Origin of the sequence: Cupriavidus phytorum, assembly GCF_003254285.1 — a bacterium.
GTDB lineage: Bacteria > Pseudomonadota > Gammaproteobacteria > Burkholderiales > Burkholderiaceae > Cupriavidus > Cupriavidus phytorum.
This window is the reverse complement of sequence record NZ_QKZN01000002.1, coordinates 348,634-369,085: the sequence shown is the minus strand read 5'-3', so window position 1 is coordinate 369,085 and position 20,452 is coordinate 348,634. Positions and strand designations below refer to the sequence as shown.

Below are 20,452 nucleotides of genomic sequence, written 5' to 3'. Positions count from 1 at the left end.
CATCCCGCAGCCAAGACCCATGGAACTCCTGTTACTCAGCAACTCCTCCAGCGACGCGGGCTACCTCGTCCATGCCCACGACGCGATCCGAGAACTGGCCGGCGGGCGCACGCGCGCCTGCTTCCTGCCGTTCGCCGGCGTCACGCGCGACTGGGACAGCTACGAAGCGCTGGTGCGCGACGCACTGGCCCCGGCCGGCATCGCTGCGCAATCGCCGCACCGGCTCTCCGATGCCGACTGCGTGCGGGCGGTGGCAGCGGCCGACCTGATCGTCATCGGCGGCGGCAACACCTTCCGTCTGCTGCAATGCCTGCGCGAGCGCGGCCTGCTGCCCTTGGTTGCGCGACGGGTGGCCGCGGGCGACGCACGCTATATCGGCTGGAGCGCCGGCACCAATGTCGCCTGCCCGACCATCCGCACCACCAACGACATGCCGGTCGCCGACCCCGGTGGCCTCGACGCGCTCGGGCTGGTGCCGTTCCAGATCAACCCGCACTACTTCAACCTGGTGGTGCCTGGCTTCCGCGGCGAAACGCGCGACCAGCGCCTGGCCGAGTTCACGGTGCTGCAGCCGCAGATGCCGGTGCTGGGCTTGCCCGAAGGCAACTGGGTACGGGTCTCGGGCGATCGCATGGAGATGGGCGGCGCGCATCGCGCGCGCTGGTTCCTTGGCCAGCAGGTCGTGGACGTCGCCCCGGGCGCACTGTCCGTGCCGGCCTGCGCCGCTGCCAACTGACCCATCGCCATTCCGTAACGCAAGCAAGGAACCCCAAGCAAGATGTCCATCAAGCAGGTGATTGAATCGATCGAGCTGCTGTCCGCAGCCAATGTCGACGGCGCAGCCGTCGCCACCTTGCTGCGCGCCCGCGGCATCCGCGACGTCACGGTGACGCGTGTGGAAGAGAACGGCCTCTACACCGACTTCCTCGCCTGCACCCTGCCCGGCCGCAACCCCGACGCGCCCGCGCTGGGCGTGGTCGGCCGCCTCGGCGGCGTCGGCGCACGCCCTGCCGTGACCGGCCTGGTGTCGGATGCCGACGGCGCCATCGTCGCCGTCGCCACCGCGCTCAAGCTGGCCGACATGGCCGCCAGCGGCGATGTGCTGGCCGGCCCGGTGCGGATCCATACCCACATCTGCCCGCACGCCGCCACACGGCCGCACCAGCCGGTGCCGATGATGAAATCGCCCTTCGCGATGCGCACGATGATGTCGCACGAGGTGCATCCCGACATGGCGGCGATCCTGTCGGTCGACACCACGCGCGGCAACCGCTTCGTCAACCGCCGCGGCGTGGCGCTGACGCCGGTGGCCAAGGAAGGCTGGCTGCTGCGCCTGCCGGAGCGGATGCTGGACCTGATGGGCTGGGTCAGCGGCGAGCTGCCGATGGTGCTGCCGCTGACCACGCAGGACATCACCCCGTATGAGAATGGCCTGTGGCATGTCAATTCGATCATGCAGCCCGCCATCGTCACCGCAGCGCCGGTGGTGGGCGTGGCACTGACCGCGCAGACCACCGTGCCGGGATGCGCCACCGGCGTCACCAACGCCTTCGACATCGATGTGGCGACGCGCTTCTGCATCGAGGTCGCCAAGCAGTTCGGCGAGGGCCAGTGCGCCTTCCACGATGCCGAGGAATGGGCCGAGCTGCAGCGGCGCTACGGCTCGCTCGCGCACCTTCAGACCGTGGGGGCCGAGGCATGACTATGGCCGCCCCTCGCCCCCCGCGCGTGGCCTTCGTCACCATCGGGCAGTCGCCGCGGACCGACGTGGTGCCGCAGATGATGGCCGACCTGGGCCTGCCGGCTGACGTAGAAGAATTCGGCATCCTCGACGCGCTGGGTTCCGACGAGATCGCCGCGCTGGCGCCCGCCGCCGGCGAATACCGCTTCGCCAGCCGCCTGCGCGACGGCACGCAGGCGGTGATGGGCAAGCCGGTGGCCGAGGCCATGCTGGCGCGGCTGATGACCTCGCTCGACGACGGCCGCTTCGACGCGCTGGTGCCGCTGTGCACCGGCACCGCGCTGCCGCCGATGCAGACGCTGGTGCTGGAGCCTCAGCAGGTGGTAGACCACCTGACCGTGGCGCTGGCGCAGGGCTGCAAGCGGCTCGGCATCGTGCTGCCGCTGGAGGCGCAGGTGAGCGGCTTTCACCTGATCCAGCCGGTGCCCTGCGAGCTGCGCGTCACGCACGCATCGCCCTATACAGACAGCGCCGACAGCAGTACCGGCCGCTTCGCGCAGGCGGGCGCGGCACTGCACGGCTGCGACCTGGTGGTGATGCACTGCATGGGCTACACCGAAGCCATGCGTGCCACGGTGGCGCGTCATGCGCAAGCGCCGGTGCTGTTGTCGAACCGCATGGTGGCACGGCTGCTGGGACAGGTACTCGGCGGCGCGGCGGCCTGATGCCGCTCACAGAATTCGCGCACGCAGCAAACGCATTCCGGGTAAGGGCAAGCCCGCTGACAAATTGCCCATGACACTGCTGGAGCTGGAAGGCATGGAAAAGGTAGGAAAGTGGAGAAAGCCGCTGGCACGCGGCATGATGTGGATCAGTCTGGGTGCTGCGATGGTCCCCGCCGCGCACGCGCAGGAATGGAAGCCGGCAAAGCCGGTGCGCCTGCTGGTGGGCTTTGCCCCGGGCGGTTCGGCCGACCTGCTGGCGCGGCTGGTGCAGGCGCCGCTGTCGGAAAGCCTGGGCGTGCCGGTGGTGGTGGAAAACGTGCCCGGCGCGGGCGGCAATATCGCCGCGGACAAGCTGGCCAAGGCACCGGCCGACGGCTACACCATCGGCATGGGCGCCGCCGGCGCGATGGCGGTGACCCACGTGCTCAATCCCAAGGGCACGCCGTACAAGGCGGATGACTTCACCCCCATCGCCATGCTGGCGACGCAGCCCAATGTCGTGATCGTCAACCCGGCGCTGCCGGTCAAGACCATGGCCGACTTCGCCGCGTACGTCAAAAAGACGCCGCAGGTCACCTATGGCACCGCGGGTGTCGGCACCTCGAACCACCTGATCGCCGAGACCATGCTGCACCGCCTCGGCATCGACATGGTCCATGCGCCGTACAAGGGCGCAACGCCGGTGATCACCGACCTGATGGGCGGCCATATCGCGATGACGGTCGATAACATCACCACCGCCGCGGCGCTCGCCAAGAGCGGCAAGGTCAAGGCGTTGGCGGTAACCGGCAGCAAGCGTTCGCCGTTGCTGCCCGAAGTGCCGACGCTGGCGGAGAGCGGCCTGAAGGACTTCAACATGCCGACCTGGCAAGGCATCTTCGGGCCGAAGGACCTGCCGAAGGCGATCGTGGCCCGCTACAACCAGGCGCTGGTCAAGGCGCTGACGAACCCGGAAGTCAGAAAGAAGATGGCCGAGTTCGGCTCCGAGCCCGTGGGCGATACGCCCGAGCACTTTGCCGGATTCCTCGCGCAGGACCGCAAGATGTGGGCCGACGTGATCAAGACGGCCAAGGTCACATTGGAATAAGGGCTGTCGTTCGGCAAGCTGCGGCTACGTCGCCGCCCGCCGCCTTACAGCTTGACCAGCCGTTCCGGCCGCAACGCGCCTTCGCGCATGCGTGCCACGCCCAGCAGCCGCGCCGGCTCGCCGGCATAGACCCGCGCCAGGCTTTCCTCGGCCAGCACGGTGCCGGCCGGCAGGTCGCGCTGGGCAATACGCTGGCCCTGCAGGAAGCGCCCCGCCGCTGCCGCATCCAGCTGCACCGGCACGCATTTCTGCAGCAGGGCATCGACCGGCGCCAGCATGGCCGGGCGCTGCCCATCATCCTGTGCTTCGATCTGGGCCAGCGTCACCGCGCCGTCGAGCGTCAGGTCGCCCACGGCGATGCGGCGCAGGCCGGTCAGGTGGGCGCCGCAGCCCAGCGCTTCGCCGATGTCCTCGGCCAGCGTGCGGATATAGGTGCCCTTGCTGCACGTCACCCGCATCGTGAACGAAGGGGTTTCGGGCAAGGCGCAGTCCAGCAACGCGATCGAACGGATCGTGACACGGCGCGCCGAGCGCTCCACGGTCTGGCCGGCGCGCGCGTATTCGTACAGCGGACGGCCGTCCTTCTTCAGCGCCGAATGCATCGGCGGCACCTGCTCGATCTCGCCGACAAAACTTGCCAGCACACGCTCCACCGCGGCCCGGTCGCAGGTGACCGCACGCACGTCTAGCAGCTCGCCTTCGGCGTCGCCGGTGCTGGAGCGCGCGCCCAGCCGCACTTCGGCGTCATAGGTCTTGTCCGCTTCCAGCAGGTCCTGCGAGAACTTGGTGGCTTCGCCGAAGCACAGCGGCAGCAGCCCGGTGGCCAGCGGATCCAGCGTGCCGGTATGGCCGGCCTTGGCCGCGCGCAACAGGCGCTTGGCGCGCACCAGCGCGTCGTTGGACGACAGCCCCAGCGGCTTGTCGAGCAGCAGCACACCATGGACCTCGCGGCGCGGCAGGCGCGGCGGACGGTTGGCGTTGGAATCGGTCATCGGGAAAAAAGCGGAAGGCGGGTGCGCAACGCGCGGCGACCGCGCCAGGAAAGCCCATGCCGGCCGGCATGGGCGCCGGCATCAGTCTTCGTCTTTCGAACGCGTGGCGTTCGCTTCGTTGATCAGCCTGGACATCTCGATCGCGTGTTCGACCGAGGTGTCGTGATGGAAATGCAGCGTCGGCACGGTATGGATGTGCAGGCGCTTGAACAGCAGCGAGTGCAGGTAGCCGGCCTTCTCGTTCAGGATGGCGGCGGCTTCGGCCGCGTCGGCGCCCAGCACGGTGAAGTAGACCTTGGCGTGCGCGTAGTCGGGCGTCAGCGTGACCGACTGCAGCGTGACCAGGCCGAGGCGCGGGTCGCGCAGTTCGCGCTGGATCATCTCGGCCAGGTCCTTCTGGATCTGGTCGGAGATGCGGAGATTGCGGGAGGAGATATTGCCTTTCTTGGCCATTCAATACAGTCTGGTCGAGATGACAACGGCAGGCCGAAGCCTGCCGTTGCTTGCGACGCCTTACAGCGTGCGCGCCACCTCTGTGATTTCGTACACCTCGAGCTGGTCGCCTTCCTGAACATCGTTGAAGTTCTTGATCGACAGACCGCACTCGAAGCCTTGCTTGACTTCCTTGACGTCGTCCTTGAAGCGCTTGAGCGAATCCAGCTCGCCGTCGTGGATGACCACGTTGTTGCGCAGCACGCGCACCAGCGAATTGCGCTTGACCACGCCGTCGGTGACCATACAGCCGGCCACCGTGCCGACCTTCGGCACGCGGAACACCTGGCGCACCTCGACCGTGCCGGTGGTGGTTTCGCGCTTCTCCGGCGCCAGCATGCCCGACATCGCCGCCTTGATCTCGTCTACCGCATCGTAAATGATGTTGTAGTAGCGGATATCGATGCCATTGTGCTCGGCCAGCTTGCGCGCGCCCGCATCGGCACGCACGTTGAAGCCGATGATGACCGCCTTCGAGGCCGTCGCCAGGTTGACGTCGGATTCGGAGATGCCACCCACGCCGCCGTGCACGATCTGCACCCGCACCTCGGCGGTCGACAGCTTCTGCAGCGACTGCACCAGCGCTTCCTGCGAACCTTGCACGTCGGCCTTGACGATCAGCGGCAGCGTCTGGACTTCGCCTTCGGCCATCTGCTCGAGCATGTTCTCGAGCTTGGCGGCCTGTTGCTTGGCCAGCTTCACGTCGCGGAACTTGCCCTGGCGGAACAGCGCGATTTCGCGCGCCTTGCGCTCGTCCGGCAGCACCAGCACTTCCTCGCCGGCGGCGGGCACTTCCGACAGGCCCTGGATTTCCACCGGGATCGACGGGCCGGCTTCCTTGGTCGCCTTGCCGTTCTCGTCCAGCATGGCGCGCACGCGCCCGTAGGCGCTGCCAGCCAGCACCACATCGCCACGCTTGAGCGTGCCGCTGCTGACCAGGATGGTTGCGATCGGGCCCTTGCCCTTGTCGAGCTGGGCTTCCACCACCAGGCCCTTGGCCGGGGCGTCCACCGGTGCCTTCAGTTCCAGCACTTCGGCCTGCAGCGACACCTGCTCCAGCAGGTCCTCGATGCCGGCGCCGGTCTTGGCGGACACCGGCACGAACGGCGAATCGCCGCCGTATTCTTCCGGCACCACCTGCTCGGCCACCAGTTCCTGCTTGACGCGGTCCGGGTTGGCTTCGGGCTTGTCGACCTTGTTGATCGCCACCACGATCGGCACGCCGGCAGCCTTGGCGTGCGCGATCGCTTCCTTGGTCTGCGGCATCACGCCGTCGTCGGCCGCGACCACCAGGATCACGATGTCGGTAGCCTTGGCACCGCGCGCACGCATGGCCGTGAAGGCCTCGTGACCCGGGGTGTCCAGGAAGGTGATCACGCCGCGGTCGGTTTCCACATGGTAGGCACCGATATGCTGCGTAATGCCGCCGGCTTCGCCCGCGGCCACCTTGGTGCGGCGGATGTAGTCCAGCAGCGAGGTCTTGCCGTGGTCGACGTGGCCCATCACGGTCACCACCGGCGGACGCGGCAGCAGTTCGGCGTCTTCGTGCTCTTCGCCGTCGACCACCAGCAGCGCTTCCGGATCGTCCAGCTTGGCGGCGTACGCCTTGTGGCCCATTTCTTCCACCACGATCATGGCGGTTTCCTGGTCCAGCACCTGGTTGATCGTCACCATCTGGCCGAGCTTCATCATCTGCTTGATGACCTCGGATGCCTTCACCGCCATCTTGTGGGCCAGGTCGGCCACCGAGATGGTTTCCGGCACGTGCACTTCGCGCACCACCGGTTCGGTCGGCGCCTGGAAGTTGCTGCGGCTGTCGTCATGCTGCTGCTGACGGCCGCCACGGCCGCGCGGGCCACCGCGCCAGCCGCCCACGCCGCCCGACGAATCGCCGCGCGTCTTCAGGCCGCTGCCCTTCTTGCGGCTGCCTTCATCCTGCCACGTCGACGAGGTGCCGGCCTTGACGACCTTGCCCTTCTTGTCGGTGGTGGTGGTAGCGGTGGCGGTCACCGGCTTTTTCTCGCCCGGCTTGGCTTCGGTGCCGGCCGGCTTGACCGGCTTGTGCAGCGTACCGGTCTGCTCGGCCTTCTTTTCCTCGGCCTTGCGCTCGGACGGCGCCTTCAGCACGCGGGCCGGCGCATTCAGCATCTGCTGGATCGCGCGGGCTTCGGCTTCGGCAGCCTCGCGGCGCTTGCGCGCGGCGATTTCCTGTTCGGCACGGGCCTTGTCGGCGGCAGCCTTGGCCTCGTCGGCGGCCTTCTGCGCCTCGGCGCGTTCGGCGGCGACGCGGGCCTTCTCGTCCTCGGCCTTCTTGCGCGAGGCGTCCTCGTTGGCTTCGGTCACGGCGCGCGACGCGGCAGCCTCTTCCTCGGCCTTGCGGGCAGCGAGTTCGGCCTGGCGGCGCTGTTCGGCCTCGAGTGCCTCCTGGCGCGCGCGGCGCTCGGCTTCCTCGCGCTCGGCGGCCTCGCGGGCAGCCTTGGCCTCGGCTTCCTGGCGCGCCAGCTGTTCGGCCTGGCGGCGCTCTTCCGCTTCGCGGCGCGCCTCCTCGGCGGCGTCGACGACCTGGGCCTGGGCCTCGGCGCCATCGGCCTGCGATTCCGGCGCAGCGTCGTCGCGCTTGATCAGCACGCGCTTCTTGCGCACTTCCACCTGGACCGTGCGGGTCTTGCCGGTGGCGTCCGACTGGCGGATCTCGGAGGTTTCGCGCTTGGTCAGTGTGATCTTCTTGCGGGCGCTGTCGTCGGCCTGGCCGTGCGAGCGCTTCAGATAGTCCAGCAGCCTGGTCTTATCCGATTCCGTGATGATGTCTTCTGGCGTCGCTTTGCCCACCCCAGCCGCCTGCAATTGTTCCAGCAGGGCAGCTGCGCTGCGACTCAGTTCTGCGGCCAGTTGGGCAACTGTTGTGCTTGCCATTCAAACCCTTTCAATGCTTGGTTTCTACGTCGGGACAAATTGTTGCGGAAAGCGCGCCCTGCCCGGTTTCAGCGGCCAGGGCGTGTCCCTCAGTTGAACCAATGTTCCCGTGCTTTCATGATCAGCGACTTGGCTTCTTCCTCGCTGACACCGGTCATCTCGACCAGCTCGTCCACGGCCAGTTCGGCCAGGTCGTCACGCGTATGGATATCGCCTTCGGCCAGCTTGCCGATCAGTTCCGGGTTGAGGCCGTCGAGCGAGCGCAGGTCCTGCGACACCTCTTCCACCTTTTCTTCCCGGGCCAGTTCCATCGTCAGGAGCGCATCACGCGCGCGATTGCGCAGCTCGTTGACGGTGTCTTCGTCAAAGGCCTCGATCTCCATCATTTCACTGATGGGGACATAAGCCACTTCTTCCAGCGTGGAGAAGCCTTCCTCGATCAGGATGTCGGCGACTTCCTCGTCCACGTCCAGCTTGGACATGAACAGCTTGCGCACCACATCGCTTTCCTCGGCCTGCTTCTGCGCCGATTCTTCCTGCGTCATGATGTTGATCTGCCAGCCGGTCAGCTCGGACGCCAGGCGCACGTTCTGACCGCTGCGGCCGATGGCGACGGCGAGGTTTTCCTCGTCGACCACCACGTCCATGCTGTGCTTCTCTTCATCGACCACGATCGACTGCACCTGCGCCGGCGCCAGCGCGCCGATCACGAACTGCGCCGGGTCTTCCGACCACAGCACGATGTCCACCGCCTCGCCGCCGATCTCGTTGCGCACCGCGGTGACGCGCGTGCCGCGCACGCCCACGCAGGTGCCGATCGGGTCGATGCGCTTGTCGTGCGCGACCACCGCGATCTTGGCGCGAACGCCCGGGTCGCGGGCAGCCGCCTTGATTTCCAGCAGGCCCTGTTCCATCTCCGGCACTTCGTTCTCGAAGAGCTTGATCAGGAAGTCAGGCGCGGTGCGCGACAGCTCGATCTGCGGGCCGCGCGCGGCGCGGTCCACATTCAGAATATACGCGCGCACGCGGTCGCCGGTGCGCAGGTTTTCCTTGGGGATGATCTGGTCGCGGGCCAGCAGCGCTTCGACGCGGCCGGACTCGACGATCAGGCCCTTCTTGTCGGCACGCTTGACCGTGCCGGTCATGATCTTCTCGCCGCGATCGAGGTAGTCGTTCAGGATCTGCTCGCGCTCGGCATCGCGGATGCGCTGCAGGATCACCTGCTTGGCGGCCTGCGCGCCGATGCGGCCGAACTCGACCGACTCGATCTGCTGCTCGATATAGTCACCCAGCTCGATGCTGGGGTTTTCCTCGCGGGCCTCGAACAGCAGGATCTGCTTGTCCGGCTCCTGCAGGCCCAGTTCGTCGGGAACGACCAGCCAGCGGCGGAAGGTTTCATGCTCGCCCGACTCGCGATCGATCGCGACACGGATATCCACGTCTTCCTCGAAACGCTTCTTGGTGGCCGAGGCGAGCGCCGCCTCCAGGGCACCGAATACCACATCCTTGTCGACGTTCTTCTCACGCGCAAGCGCATCGACGAGCAACAGAACTTCGCGGCTCATTGCTTGTTCCCTTTTCTTTGATTTCCTTTGAAGTCGATCACCGGCACCAGGCGTGCCTTGTCGACATCGGATACGGCAAATTCCAGCAGCGCCGGGCCATCCTTGCCCTCGAACTCCAGGCCGATCTTCTCTTCGCCCGCGGCGCCGGTGGGCTCGCGCAGGATGCCGGTGAAGTTCTTCTGTCCGTTGACGGGCAGGCGCAGCGTCACGCGCGCCTCCGCGCCGGCAAAGCGGATGAAGTCGGCCAGCTTCTTCAGCGGCCGGTCCAGTCCGGGCGACGAGACCTCGAGGCGTTCATAGTCGACGTTCTCGACCGTAAACACGTGGGTGAGCTGGCGGCTCACCTTTTCGCAATCCTCGATGGCAATGCCGGTTTCAGGCTGATCGATATAGACACGCAGCAATCCGGCCGGGGCACGCTCGAGCTCGACCAGCTCATATCCCATGCCGCTTAGGGTGGTTTCGATCAAATCTGCCAGATGCACTGTTATCCCGAGTAATGGCCATCAACACCGTGGCAGGCAAACCCGCCGGTGCCGTCCGGGACGACCCACTGCAGCGCTGCCTGTCCGCCACCCCCTTCCGCCCCAGGCGGAGGTACCGAAAACGGGCGAACCAAAAAAAAATGGGCGCAATGCCCATCATTCGCCCATCCTCGGACGAGGATGGCTTTTTGAATAGACTTGAATTATACGCGGATTATGTCGAAAAGGCAAAAGCCAGACATTACCGCGGACCGCACCCGGCGCCGGCAGGCGTTCCGCCCGCCGCGCGCCGCATACAGCGCTTAACGGTTGCCGCCGCGGTTGCCACCGCGATTGCCGCCACCACCACGCTGCGAACGGTTGCCGCCCGACTTCGCTGCCTTCGGCATCACGTTGCCATTGGCTTCGCCGCCGCGGCGCGCCTTGCCCTGCCCCTGGCCGGCCTGCCCCTTCCCGGAGCCCATGCCGCCCATGCCGGCGCCGCCACGTCCCTGGCGCGCACCGGCGCCGCGGCCACCGCCGAGGTTGGCGGCATGCGAAGTCAGCAGCGTCGGCCCGTGGCTGATATAGCCCATCGACGTCTTCATCGGATCCGGCTGGCTGCTGCGGCTGCCGCCGCCACCGCCACGAGGACCGCCCTGGTCGAAGCGCGGCAGGCCGTCCATGCCGGTATGCATCGGCATGCCGGCAATCGCCGCCTCGGTGCGCTGCTTGCGCCCGCCCACCTTGGTGGCGCCCTTGGGCGCCTGCTCGCCCTTGCCGGGCACCTTCAGGCCGACGCTGCTCATCAGCGTCTTGACGTCATTCGGCTCCACCTCTTGCCAGCGGCCGCGCTTGAGGCCGCGCGGCAGCAGGAACTGGCCGTAGCGGGTGCGGATCAGGCGCGACACGGTCAGGCCGACCGCCTCGAACATGCGGCGCACTTCGCGGTTGCGGCCTTCGGTCAGGGCCACGTGGTACCAATGGTTGGCGCCTTCGCCGCCACCGTCGGCAATGCGCAGGAAGTTGGCCTCGCCGTCGTCCAGCTTGATGCCGTGCAGCAGGCGCTGGCGGTCGGCCTCGGCCAGCTCGCCCAGCGTACGCACCGCGTATTCGCGCTCGACGCCGTAGCGGGGATGCATGAAGCGGTTGGCAATGTCGCCCGAGGTGGTGAAGATCAGCAGGCCTTCGGTGTTGAAGTCCAGACGGCCCACCGCGACCCACTTGCCGGTCTTGATGCGCGGCAGGTTATCGAACACGGTCGGACGGCCTTCCGGATCGGACTGGCTGACGATCTCGCCGGCAGGCTTGTGATACAGCAGCACGCGCGGCGGCTTGGTCGACACCTTGCGGTGGATCAGCTTGCCGTTTACGCGGACCTGGTCGGCCGGCAGGATGCGCTGGCCGATATGGGCAGGCAGCCCGTTGACCGAGACGCGGCCCTGCAGGATCAGCTCTTCCATCTCGCGGCGCGAGCCCAGGCCGCCCTCGGCCAGCACCTTGTGCAGCTTGGGGGCGTCGTCTTCGGCGGACAGCTCGCGCACCGGCTTGGCCTTGGTGCGCGGGATGACGGTGTCTTCGCTGTCGTATTGCTCGGAAATGACGAAGCGGAACAGGTCTTCGCTGCTCGCCGCAGCCTTGTCGGCACCGCCCTGGCCCTTGCGCGCGGCCTGCGGCTTGCCGCCATCCTTGCGCTGGCCCTGCGGGCGCGCGCCGGCGCCCTGGGTGTCACCGGTCGGCGCGGGCTTGCCGCCGCGCAGTCCCTGCTTGCGCTTGCGGGCCGGCTGCTCCGGCTTGTCGACGCCTTCGGCGCGGGCCGCGCGGTCGATCTTGTCTGCCTTGCTGCCGCCCTGGCTGCCCTGCCCGCCCTGCACGCCCTCGCCCGTCTTGCGCTTGCCGCGGCCGCGCTGGCCGCCGCGCCCGGCACCGGCGGCGCCCGCGCCGGCGGTGGCACCCGCCTCGCCGGCATCGCCCTGGCCGGCCGCGCCGGCGCCTTCGGCGCCCTCGGCGCGGTCCTGCGCCGCCTGGCGGCGGGATGCCACCAGGTTCCTCAGACCGCGGCGCAGCCCCTTGCGGCGGGGCGCGGCGTCGCTGCCCGTTCCGGGTTCTGCGGCGCCGGTGTCGGCGGATGCGCCCGCATGGCGGGCGTCTTGCTCAACGGAATCAGACAAGATATTCACTATCGGATGTTGCATGTTGTTCAGTTCGGCACGCGCTCGTCGTGCTCGCTCGGGTGCGGCGGGATGCCGTCGTCCGGCAGCTGTTCCCGCGCCCCGCCCGGAGAAGTTGCGGCCGGTTCGGTGGCATCGCCCGCACCCGCCTCAACCACCGTGTCGGCGGCCGGCTGCGCGTCAAAGCCATCGGCGCCGTCTTCGGGCGCTGCGGGTTCGCTTTCAGGCGCCGGCGCCGGCTCGGCAAAGGCTTCCTCGTCGGCGCTGGCCGGCTTGTTCGCCGCCAGGTCCTCGAAGTTGATCGCCTGCTGCTCCAGCAAGGCGGCCTGCGCCTGCGCCTGGGCGTCCTCCAGCGGCGGCAGTTCGTCCAGCGTGCGCAGCCCGAGGTCGTCCAGGAAGGCCTTGGTGGTGGCATACAGCGCCGGGCGGCCCGGCACGTCGCGATGGCCAATGACCTCGATCCAGCTGCGGTCCTCGAGCTTCTTGATCACTTCCGTGCTGACCGTCACGCCGCGGATTTCCTCGATATCGCCGCGGGTCACCGGCTGGCGGTAGGCGATGATCGCCAGGGTCTCCATCACCGCACGCGAGTATTTTGGCGGTTTTTCCGGATTCAGGCGGTCGAGGTATTCCCGCATTTCGGGCCGGCTCTGGAACCGCCAGCCGCTGGCCAGCGCCACCAGCTCGACGCCGCGCGGGCGCCAGTCCTGGCGCAGTTCGTCCAGCAGCACGCGGATGGTGTCTGCGCCGACGTCATCGTCGAACAGGCGGCGCAGATCGTTGACACGCAACGGTTCCTGCGCGCAGATCAGCGCCGTCTCGAGGACGATCTTCGCCTCTTGGGTATTCATGTTGATGGTGTGCAGCCTGTCTTTGCACCTGCTCCCGGACGGATCCGGGGCACCGGAGATTTTGGATACAGCGGTGCCAAAGCCACCGCCATCTCATTGCGCAGCGAGCCGGATACCTGCCGTACCCAGGCCGTGCACTTCCCTTTCTTTGCATCGAGTTGCCGGGGCTTCCGGCAGGAGATCGTCCGCATGCCGTCATGGATCGGCCAGCGAACCTCTTGCGTCGCTCGTCCGCACAAACGGACATCGCGGTCGGCGAACTGAACGCCTCGGACGCAAGAAAATACGGGTATCGGGAGCAAGGCCGGCATCTACCACGCCGCAGCGCCAACCGGACTTTTGAACCAGATCTTTTGAACCGGATGGACCGCGGGGACTGGCGCTCATCGAAAGCCTTCCGCTTCCCGCGTCCCGAGCGCGCCTTCGGATAGGAAGACCACCAGGCGCTGCTCGCCGCTGCTTACCGCAGCCTGTCTGACTCCGCGCGATACCGCAATGCAGGCGATTGTATGGCATTCCCGGCTCCGCCTGCAACCACCATCCTGCTTGCGCGGGGTGCCAACGCCGCAGGATGCCCCGTGCCGCATCAAAACACCAGACAGAAGCCCTGTTCCGCCAGCGAATGTGGCAGCAGCACCGCTCGGGCGATGCCAAGACCTCCGAACGCCATCACGGCAAGACCCGCGCCCAGGCGCACGCCCGGTCGCCGCGACCACAGTCTCAGATAGCCGGACAGCCCGGACAGCACCAGCAGGTTCGGCAGCGTGCCAAGCCCGAACACGCCCATTACCAGCGCGCCCGAACCGGCATTGCCCGCCAGCAGCGCCAGCGTCAGCGCGCCGTAGACCATGCCGCACGGTACCAGCCCCCAGGCCAGGCCCACGCCATAACGCCGTGCCAGCCCCCCGCGCGCCCGCACGAAGGCCGGCATCGCGCCGGCGAGTCCACCGAGCCGGCCGGCCACCGCAGTGCCGGCACGCGCCGCCATCCGCTCCAGCCAGTTCACGGTAAAGGTGCTGCCGCGCAGGAGACGCCAGCCCGACCACAGCAGCATCAGGCTGCCTGCACCGAACAGCCAGCGCTGCACCGGCAGGTAATCCTGCTTCCACGCGGTTGCGCCGGCGGCGCCCAGCGCGGCACCGAGCAGCATATAGGTGGTAATCCTGCCAAAGTGCATCACCAACAACTCGCCAAGCCATGCAGTGCGGCTGCGCACCAGGCTGACCGGCGCTGCCTTGCCGCGCCGCTGCTCCACGGCCAGCGCCACCCCGCCGCACATGGCGGCGCAGTGCACGCCGCCCAGCAGAGCGAGCAGGAAAACGCTGATCAATACTCCAAATGTCAATTCTGTCTCCCTGCCGCATCACATCGCACGGTAAAATGACCATATCGTGCCCCGCTGCCATTTCTAGCAGGTTCCAATTGCTCACCTCCATCCCCATTACCGAGATGTCACCCCGCTGCTCCACCTGTGCGATGGGACAGCTGTGCCTCCCGGTCGGCATGTCGCAGCAAGACCTTGCCAAGATCGACACGCTGGTGCAGGAACGCATCCGCGTGCACAAGGGGGAAACCCTCTATCGCATGGGTGACCCGCTCACTGCGGTCTACGCCATCCGCTTCGGTACGCTCAAGACGCATGTGACCACCGAAGACGGGCGCTCCCAGATTACCGGGTTCCACCTGCCCGGCGAAATCGTCGGACTCGACGGCCTGGGCGAGATGCAGCATGCATCCGATGCGACCGCGCTCGAAGACACCGAGGTATGCGTGGTCCGCATGAACGACCTGCAGACGCTGTCGGCCGACCTGCCTTCGCTGCAACAGCAGTTCCTGCGCCTGATGGGCAAGGAAATCACCCATGACCAGCTGATGCTGGTCACGCTCGGCTCGATGCGCGCCGAGGAGCGCCTGGCCGCCTTCCTGATCAACCTGTCGGAACGGCTGTCCGCGCGCGGTTATTCTGCGTCCGAGTTTGTGATGCGCATGAGCCGCGAAGAGATCGGCAGCTACCTCGGGCTGAAGCTCGAGACCGTCAGCCGCCTGTTCTCGCGCTTCGCCGAAGCCGGGCTGATCCAGATTCGCCAGCGGCATGTCAAGCTGATCGACATCGACGGCATCAAGCAACTCTACAGCCGTAGCTGCTGAGCCACCGCGGCGTTGCCGCGCCCCCTGCGGCGCCGGCAACGCGGTGCTCCTTCCCTATTCCAGTTCGTCCGTATCCGACAGCCGCGTCGGCATGGTGTACAGCGTCAGCCCGCTGGACAACGCGCAGAACACCCACGCCAGCAGGAAGCTGACGGTATAGACCGACTCGCGCGACGATTCGATCGGGTGGCCGAAGAATTTCAGGTCGCCCGGATCGACGACGGAAAACACCGTCGCCGTCGCCAGGCCAGCCATCAGGAAGCCCGGCCACAGCACCCACATCAGCCAGCGCAACCTCATGGCTGTCTCGCTGCCGCGGACCTGGGCGACACCGCTTCCACCTTCTCGACCACCAGGCCATGCCGCGCCGCGCCCTGCACCGGCAGGTCGGGATGCGCCGACGCCAGCCAGATCGTCACGCCGCACGCCACCATGGCCACCAGCGGACCGGCCATCAGCAGCCACGGCCACGGTTCCTTCCACCACGGATTGCCTTGCTGACTCATCTTGCCCCCTTCGTCCTGGCGACTACGTCAGAGTCGCCTAGCTTCACAAATCGCGCGGCACGATAAAACTGGTGGATTGCCGGATTTCGGCATGCCCCTGCTCCGTGCCTTCGCTCGTTACCGTTACGTTGATCTTGTGCGTGCCCTGCCTGGCGGCCTCGATCGGCACGCGGATGCGGATCGGCAGCAGCCGGTTGGAGGTTGGCGCCAGTGATTCGGCCTGCTGGTCGTATTCGACGGTCAGGTCCTTCAGTTCATCGCTGTCGGCGCGCACGCGGATATGCATCGGCGCTTCGGTGGTGTTGATCAACTGCAGCCGATAGACGTTCTCGATCCAGCGTCCTTCCACCTCCCGGCCCAGCGCACCGCGATCGCGGATGATGTCGACCTTCAGCGGCGTGCGCAGCATGATCGACGCCATGAACCCCGCCAGCAGCGCCACCCAGATCACCGAGTAGATGATGACGCGCGGACGCAGCAGGCGCTTGCGCGATGCCGCAGCGGACAGGCCCTTGCGCATCGCGTTTTCCGAGGTGTACCGGATCAGCCCGCGCGGGTAGTCCATCTTGTCCATGACCTGGTTGCAGGCATCGATGCAGGCGCCGCAGCCGATGCATTCGTACTGCAGGCCGTCGCGGATGTCGATGCCGGTCGGGCACACCTGCACGCAGATGCTGCAGTTGACGCAATCGCCAAGCCCGGCCTGGTGATGGTCGGTCTTGCGCGAGCGGCTGCCGCGCGGCTCGCCCCGGCCGACGTCATAGGTCACGACATAGGTGTCGCGGTCCACCATCACGCTCTGGAAACGCGCGTAGGGGCACATGTACTTGCACACCTGCTCGCGCATGAAGCCTGCGTTGCCCCACGTGGCGAACGCGTAGAACAGCATCCAGAACGCCTGCCAGGGACCCAGCGACAGCGCCAGCACTTCGCCGCCCAGCTCGCGGATCGGCGCAAAGTAGCCGATGAACGTGAAGCCGGTCCACAGTGCGATCAGCACCCATAGGAAATGCTTGGTTGCCTTGATGCGGAATTTGCGCAGGCTCCACGGATCCCCGTCGAGGCGGATGCGGGCGATGCGGTCGCCTTCGACCCGCCGCTCGATCCACATGAAGATCTCGGTGTAGACCGTTTGCGGACAGGCGTAGCCACAGAACAAACGCCCCGCGATCGCGGTGAACAGGAACAGCGCCAGTGCAGAGATGACCAGCAGCACCGCCAGGTAGATGACGTCCTGCGGCCACAGCACCAGCCCGAAGATATAGAACTTGCGCTCGCCAAGGTCGAACAGCACGGCCTGGCGTCCGTTCCATTGGAGCCAGGGCGTGCCGTAGTAGATCAGCTGGGTCAGGATCACCAGCCAGACCCGCCAGCTGGAGAACGCGCCCTTCACTGAGCGCGGATAGATTTTGCGGCGGACCTCGTAGAGGGTTTCTTCCGAGGTCTCGCCCGGCGCAGCGGCCGACCGTTGCAGGTCGGCCGCCCGGGCCACTTCTTCGGTCCCGGGCGCATTCATGGGCGAGTTCTCCCGCGAGCCTCGAGCGCTCGCTCACATGAGTCGTCGATCATTGCCCGGCTCCGCCTCCCGTATTGGACAACCCCCACACATAGGCCGTCAGCATGCGGATGCGTTCGGGCGTCAGGATTTCCTCGTGCGCCGGCATATGGTTGTTGTGGCCCTTCAGGATGGCCTCGACGATGCTGGCTTCCGAGCTGCCATAGAGCCAGACATTGTCCGACAGGTTCGGCGCACCGAGGGCCTGGTTGCCCTTGCCGCCGGCGCCGTGGCAGGCCACGCAGGTGGTCTTGAACGCGCCCTCGCCGCGCGACACGCGGATCGGATCCGACGACAGCCCGGACAGCGAACGCACGTACTGCGCCACGTCGCCCGCCTGCTTGGCATCGATGACAGCGCCAAACGGCGGCATCACGCCATTGCGGCCCTTGGCGATGGTCTGGCTGATGGTCTCTGGCTCGCCGCCGTACAGCCAGTCGTTGTCGGTCAGGTTGGGGAAGCCCCGGCTGCCGCGCGCGTCCGAGCCATGGCACTGCGCACAGTAGTTCAGGAACAGGCGCTGGCCTATCTCGCGCGCCTGCGGGTCCGCCGCCACCTGCTTGACATCCATCTTGAGGTACTTGCCGTAGATCTCGTTCTGCATGCGCTCCTGCGCCGCGCGATGCGCGGCCAGTTCGCCCTGCGTGGAGAACTTCAGCACGCCGGCGTACGAGCCCAGGCCCGGATACAGCACAAGGTAGGCAAGGCCGAAAATGCAGGCCAGCAGGAACATCCACATCCACCAGCGCGGCAGCGGGTTGTTCAGTTCACGCAGGTCGCCATCCCAGACATGGCCGGTATCTTCCGTGCCGCCAGGGGTCTTGGTGATCTTGCGTTGGGAGAACAGCAGCCATACGCACCAGACGATGCCGATGAGCGCGATGGCGGCAATGTAGTAACTCCAGAAATCGGAAATGAAATCGCTCATGGCTAGGTGTTCCGGCTCGATGTTGTCGTAGTTTCGTCAGGCAGCGCGAACGGCAGCATGGCGGATTCGCGGTTGGCGGCCTGGCGGCCGGCGGACCAGGCCCACCAGCAAATGCCGAGGAAGACGACCATGGACACGACGGTCGCGATGGCGGTGATCATGGCCATGGCTTACTCCTTCGGTGCCGCGGCTGCGGCATCGACGCGCACGTTGCGGCGGTTGGTGCCGAGGCCCTGCAGATAGGCGACCAGCGCGTCTTCCTCGGTCTTGCCTTTCAGTTCGTCCGGCGCCTTGGCGATGTCGGCGTCGGTGTACGGCACGCCCAGCTTGACCAGCGCGCGCATGCGCGCCTGGATATCGTTGGTGGGCAGCTCGGCCTTTTCCAGCCACGGGTACGACGGCATCACGGATTCCGGCACCACGTCGCGCGGGTTGCGCAGGTGGATGCGCTGCCAGTCGTCGGAGTAGCGTCCGCCCACGCGCGCCAGGTCAGGGCCGGTACGCTTGGAGCCCCACAGGAACGGATGGTCGTACACCGATTCACCGGCGGTGGAGTAATGGCCGTAGCGCTCGGTCTCGGCCTGCAGCGTGCGCACCTGCTGCGAGTGGCAGCCGACGCAGCCTTCGCGGATATAGATATCGCGCCCCATCAGCCGCAGCGGCGAATACGGCGTGATGCCCGGATCCGGCTCGGTGGTGGAGTGCTGGAAGAACAGCGGCACGATCTGGACCAGACCCGCGATGCTGACTACGAGGATCGTGCAGATGATCAGCCAGCCGATGTTCTTCTCCAGCGTTTCGTGAGAAAAGAAGCGTTGTTTGTCGGACATCTTTCTATCCTGGATTGATCAGTGGGCAGAGGCGGCGATGCTGGCCGGAATCGGCGCATCGACGGCGGGCTTGCCGGCAATGGTCTTGGCGATGTTGTAGGCCATCAGCAGCATGCCGGACAGGAAGCACATGCCACCCAGCAGGCGAATCAGATAGAACGGATACTTGGCCTTGACCGCTTCGACGAAGGCGTAGGTCAGCGTGCCGTCCGGCTGCGTGGCGCGCCACATCAGGCCTTCCATCACCCCCGCGATCCACATCGAGGCGATATAGAGCACCACGCCGATGGTCGCGATCCAGAAGTGCCATTCGATCAGGCGCACGCTGTACATCTGCTTCTCGCCGAACAGCCGCGGGATCAGGTAGTACAGCGAACCGATCGAGATCATCGCGACCCAGCCCAGCGCGCCGGAGTGGACGTGGCCGATGGTCCAGTCGGTGTAGTGCGACAGCGCGTTGACGGTCTTGATCGACATCATCGAGCCTTCGAACGTGGACATGCCGTAGAACGACAGCGCCACCACCAGGAACTTCAGGATCGGGTCGGTGCGCAGCTTGTGCCAGGCACCCGACAGGGTCATGATGCCGTTGATCATGCCCCCCCACGAGGGCGCCAGCAGGATCAGCGAGAACACCATGCCCAGCGACTGCGCCCAGTCGGGCAGCGCGGTGTACTGCAGGTGGTGCGGGCCGGCCCACATGTAGGTGAAGTTCAGCGCCCAGAAGTGGACGATGGACAGGCGGTAGGAAAAGATCGGGCGCTCGGCCTGCTTGGGAATGAAGTAGTACATCATGCCCAGGAAGCTGGTGGTCAGGAAGAAGCCGACCGCGTTATGGCCGTACCACCACTGGATCATCGCGTCCTGCACGCCGGCATAGGCCGAGTAGGACTTCCACAGCGACACCGGCATCTCGATGTTGTTGACGATGTGCAGCAGCGCGATGGTCAGGATGTAGGCGCCGAAGAACCAGTTGGCGACGTAGATATGCCGGGTCTTGCGCTTGACGATGGTGCCGAAGAACACGATGGCGTAGGCCACCCAGACTGCGGTGATCAGCAGGTCGATGGGCCATTCGAGTTCGGCGTATTCCTTGGAGGTGGTGATGCCCAGCGGCAGCGTGATGGCGGCCGCGACGATGACCAGTTGCCAGCCCCAGAACGTGAATGCGGCCAGCGGGCCGCAGAACAGGCGCGCCTGGCAGGTGCGCTGGACCACGTAGTAGGAGGTGGCAAACAGCGCGCTGCCGCCGAAGGCAAAGATCACCGCATTGGTATGCAGCGGACGCAGCCGGCCGAACGAAAGCCACGGTGTATTGAAATTGAGTTCGGGCCAGATCAACTGTGCTGCCAGCAGCACGCCGACGGCCATGCCGACGATCCCCCAGACTACCGTCATGACAGCGAACTGTCTTACGACGCCGTAATTGAAGGTGTCGACGCGTGAAGACGCGGCAGTGACATCCATTCAGACCCCCAATGCTAGAGAAAATAAAAAACCTACTGACAGTGTGACTTTAGAAAAACCATGCCGCGGGTGCGTTG

At 66.4% G+C, this 20,452-nt stretch carries 20 protein-coding genes; 5 read left to right on the top strand and 15 right to left on the bottom strand.

Features of this window, described 5'->3' with window-relative positions:
- Positions 1-19: 19 nt before the first annotated feature.
- From pepE to C7416_RS07075, 4 genes are all read left to right on the top strand, one after another.
- A complete protein-coding gene (gene pepE, locus C7416_RS07090) occupies positions 20-736 on the top strand; it encodes a dipeptidase PepE (RefSeq protein ID WP_111517757.1) in 717 nt (238 codons plus the stop codon).
- A 42-nt stretch (positions 737-778) separates the two neighbouring features.
- Positions 779-1,702, top strand: a complete 924-nt coding sequence (locus C7416_RS07085) for a DUF1177 domain-containing protein (protein ID WP_111517756.1) — start codon at positions 779-781, stop codon at positions 1,700-1,702.
- The gene (locus C7416_RS07080; protein WP_111517755.1) at positions 1,699-2,406 is read left to right on the top strand and encodes an AroM family protein; all 708 of its coding nucleotides are present in this window, start codon (positions 1,699-1,701) and stop codon (positions 2,404-2,406) included. The genes C7416_RS07085 and C7416_RS07080 overlap by 4 nt, the downstream gene beginning before the upstream one ends.
- 94 nt (positions 2,407-2,500) lie before the next feature.
- Complete coding sequence (locus C7416_RS07075; protein WP_111518103.1) at positions 2,501-3,493, top strand: Bug family tripartite tricarboxylate transporter substrate binding protein; 993 nt, start codon at positions 2,501-2,503, stop codon at positions 3,491-3,493.
- A gap of 44 nt (positions 3,494-3,537) precedes the next feature.
- Here the strand turns inward: C7416_RS07075 and truB are convergent, their stop codons facing one another.
- The 8 genes from truB to C7416_RS07035 all read right to left on the bottom strand — a co-directional run bounded on the left by truB (position 3,538) and on the right by C7416_RS07035 (position 14,286).
- The gene (truB, locus tag C7416_RS07070; RefSeq protein ID WP_111517754.1) at positions 3,538-4,485 is read right to left on the bottom strand and encodes a tRNA pseudouridine(55) synthase TruB; all 948 of its coding nucleotides are present in this window, start codon (positions 4,483-4,485) and stop codon (positions 3,538-3,540) included.
- Positions 4,486-4,566: 81 nt separating this feature from the next.
- Positions 4,567-4,938, bottom strand: coding sequence for a 30S ribosome-binding factor RbfA (gene rbfA, locus C7416_RS07065; protein WP_062800512.1), 372 nt, complete (start codon positions 4,936-4,938; stop codon positions 4,567-4,569).
- Between the two features lie 60 nt (positions 4,939-4,998).
- Complete coding sequence (gene infB, locus C7416_RS07060; RefSeq protein WP_111517753.1) at positions 4,999-7,890, bottom strand: translation initiation factor IF-2; 2,892 nt, start codon at positions 7,888-7,890, stop codon at positions 4,999-5,001.
- Between the two features lie 89 nt (positions 7,891-7,979).
- The gene (gene nusA / locus C7416_RS07055; RefSeq protein ID WP_012353109.1) at positions 7,980-9,455 is read right to left on the bottom strand and encodes a transcription termination factor NusA; all 1,476 of its coding nucleotides are present in this window, start codon (positions 9,453-9,455) and stop codon (positions 7,980-7,982) included.
- Positions 9,452-9,940: a ribosome maturation factor RimP gene (gene rimP, locus C7416_RS07050; protein WP_018007726.1), complete on the bottom strand. Its 489-nt coding sequence runs from the start codon at positions 9,938-9,940 to the stop codon at positions 9,452-9,454. Before rimP ends, nusA begins: the two co-directional genes overlap by 4 nt.
- Positions 9,941-10,242: 302 nt before the next feature.
- Positions 10,243-12,114 carry a 23S rRNA pseudouridine(2605) synthase RluB gene (gene rluB / locus C7416_RS07045; RefSeq protein ID WP_111517752.1) on the bottom strand — a complete coding sequence of 624 codons (1,872 nt, stop codon included), beginning with the start codon at positions 12,112-12,114 and terminating at the stop codon, positions 10,243-10,245.
- Positions 12,115-12,119: 5 nt separating this feature from the next.
- Positions 12,120-12,941 carry an SMC-Scp complex subunit ScpB gene (gene scpB, locus C7416_RS07040; RefSeq protein WP_111517751.1) on the bottom strand — a complete coding sequence of 274 codons (822 nt, stop codon included), beginning with the start codon at positions 12,939-12,941 and terminating at the stop codon, positions 12,120-12,122.
- Positions 12,942-13,527: 586 nt separating this feature from the next.
- Entirely contained in the window at positions 13,528-14,286 is a 759-nt protein-coding gene (locus tag C7416_RS07035; RefSeq protein ID WP_111517750.1) for a sulfite exporter TauE/SafE family protein, read from the bottom strand.
- A 77-nt stretch (positions 14,287-14,363) separates the two neighbouring features.
- On the opposite strand from C7416_RS07035, the gene fnr reads away from it, so the two are divergent.
- Positions 14,364-15,089 (top strand): fumarate/nitrate reduction transcriptional regulator Fnr, encoded by a 726-nt coding sequence (fnr, locus tag C7416_RS07030; protein WP_018007730.1) that lies wholly within the window; start codon positions 14,364-14,366, stop codon positions 15,087-15,089.
- 54 nt (positions 15,090-15,143) lie between these two features.
- Here the strand turns inward: fnr and C7416_RS07025 are convergent, their stop codons facing one another.
- The 7 genes from C7416_RS07025 to ccoN are packed head-to-tail and all read right to left on the bottom strand — an operon-like array spanning position 15,144 to position 20,375.
- Positions 15,144-15,389 carry a hypothetical protein gene (locus C7416_RS07025; protein ID WP_111517749.1) on the bottom strand — a complete coding sequence of 82 codons (246 nt, stop codon included), beginning with the start codon at positions 15,387-15,389 and terminating at the stop codon, positions 15,144-15,146.
- Entirely contained in the window at positions 15,386-15,595 is a 210-nt protein-coding gene (locus C7416_RS07020) for a FixH family protein (RefSeq protein ID WP_111517748.1), read from the bottom strand. Before C7416_RS07020 ends, C7416_RS07025 begins: the two co-directional genes overlap by 4 nt.
- A 43-nt stretch (positions 15,596-15,638) precedes the next feature.
- Positions 15,639-17,111, bottom strand: a complete 1,473-nt coding sequence (gene ccoG / locus C7416_RS07015; protein ID WP_111517747.1) for a cytochrome c oxidase accessory protein CcoG — start codon at positions 17,109-17,111, stop codon at positions 15,639-15,641.
- Between the two features lie 49 nt (positions 17,112-17,160).
- On the bottom strand, positions 17,161-18,078 hold the full coding sequence (gene ccoP, locus C7416_RS07010; RefSeq protein ID WP_111517746.1) for a cytochrome-c oxidase, cbb3-type subunit III: 918 nt from the start codon (positions 18,076-18,078) through the stop codon (positions 17,161-17,163).
- 2 nt (positions 18,079-18,080) lie between these two features.
- Entirely contained in the window at positions 18,081-18,245 is a 165-nt protein-coding gene (locus tag C7416_RS07005; protein ID WP_010809472.1) for a cbb3-type cytochrome oxidase subunit 3, read from the bottom strand.
- 3 nt (positions 18,246-18,248) lie between these two features.
- Positions 18,249-18,908 (bottom strand): cytochrome-c oxidase, cbb3-type subunit II, encoded by a 660-nt coding sequence (gene ccoO / locus C7416_RS07000; protein WP_111517745.1) that lies wholly within the window; start codon positions 18,906-18,908, stop codon positions 18,249-18,251.
- Between the two features lie 18 nt (positions 18,909-18,926).
- Complete coding sequence (ccoN, locus tag C7416_RS06995; RefSeq protein WP_111517744.1) at positions 18,927-20,375, bottom strand: cytochrome-c oxidase, cbb3-type subunit I; 1,449 nt, start codon at positions 20,373-20,375, stop codon at positions 18,927-18,929.
- Positions 20,376-20,452 lie beyond the last annotated feature (77 nt).

Coding starts and splice junctions, on each gene's coding strand:
- pepE (WP_111517757.1), top strand. CDS start 20: ATGGAACTCCTGTTACTCAGCAACTCCTCCAGCGACGCGGGCTACCTC.
- C7416_RS07085 (WP_111517756.1), top strand. CDS start 779: ATGTCCATCAAGCAGGTGATTGAATCGATCGAGCTGCTGTCCGCAGCC.
- C7416_RS07080 (WP_111517755.1), top strand. CDS start 1,699: ATGACTATGGCCGCCCCTCGCCCCCCGCGCGTGGCCTTCGTCACCATC.
- C7416_RS07075 (WP_111518103.1), top strand. CDS start 2,501: ATGGAAAAGGTAGGAAAGTGGAGAAAGCCGCTGGCACGCGGCATGATG.
- truB (WP_111517754.1), bottom strand. CDS start 4,485: ATGACCGATTCCAACGCCAACCGTCCGCCGCGCCTGCCGCGCCGCGAG.
- rbfA (WP_062800512.1), bottom strand. CDS start 4,938: ATGGCCAAGAAAGGCAATATCTCCTCCCGCAATCTCCGCATCTCCGAC.
- infB (WP_111517753.1), bottom strand. CDS start 7,890: ATGGCAAGCACAACAGTTGCCCAACTGGCCGCAGAACTGAGTCGCAGC.
- nusA (WP_012353109.1), bottom strand. CDS start 9,455: ATGAGCCGCGAAGTTCTGTTGCTCGTCGATGCGCTTGCGCGTGAGAAG.
- rluB (WP_111517752.1), bottom strand. CDS start 12,114: ATGCAACATCCGATAGTGAATATCTTGTCTGATTCCGTTGAGCAAGAC.
- scpB (WP_111517751.1), bottom strand. CDS start 12,941: ATGAATACCCAAGAGGCGAAGATCGTCCTCGAGACGGCGCTGATCTGC.
- C7416_RS07025 (WP_111517749.1), bottom strand. CDS start 15,389: ATGAGGTTGCGCTGGCTGATGTGGGTGCTGTGGCCGGGCTTCCTGATG.
- C7416_RS07020 (WP_111517748.1), bottom strand. CDS start 15,595: ATGAGTCAGCAAGGCAATCCGTGGTGGAAGGAACCGTGGCCGTGGCTG.
- ccoG (WP_111517747.1), bottom strand. CDS start 17,111: ATGAATGCGCCCGGGACCGAAGAAGTGGCCCGGGCGGCCGACCTGCAA.
- ccoP (WP_111517746.1), bottom strand. CDS start 18,078: ATGAGCGATTTCATTTCCGATTTCTGGAGTTACTACATTGCCGCCATC.
- C7416_RS07005 (WP_010809472.1), bottom strand. CDS start 18,245: ATGGCCATGATCACCGCCATCGCGACCGTCGTGTCCATGGTCGTCTTC.
- ccoO (WP_111517745.1), bottom strand. CDS start 18,908: ATGTCCGACAAACAACGCTTCTTTTCTCACGAAACGCTGGAGAAGAAC.
- ccoN (WP_111517744.1), bottom strand. CDS start 20,375: ATGGATGTCACTGCCGCGTCTTCACGCGTCGACACCTTCAATTACGGC.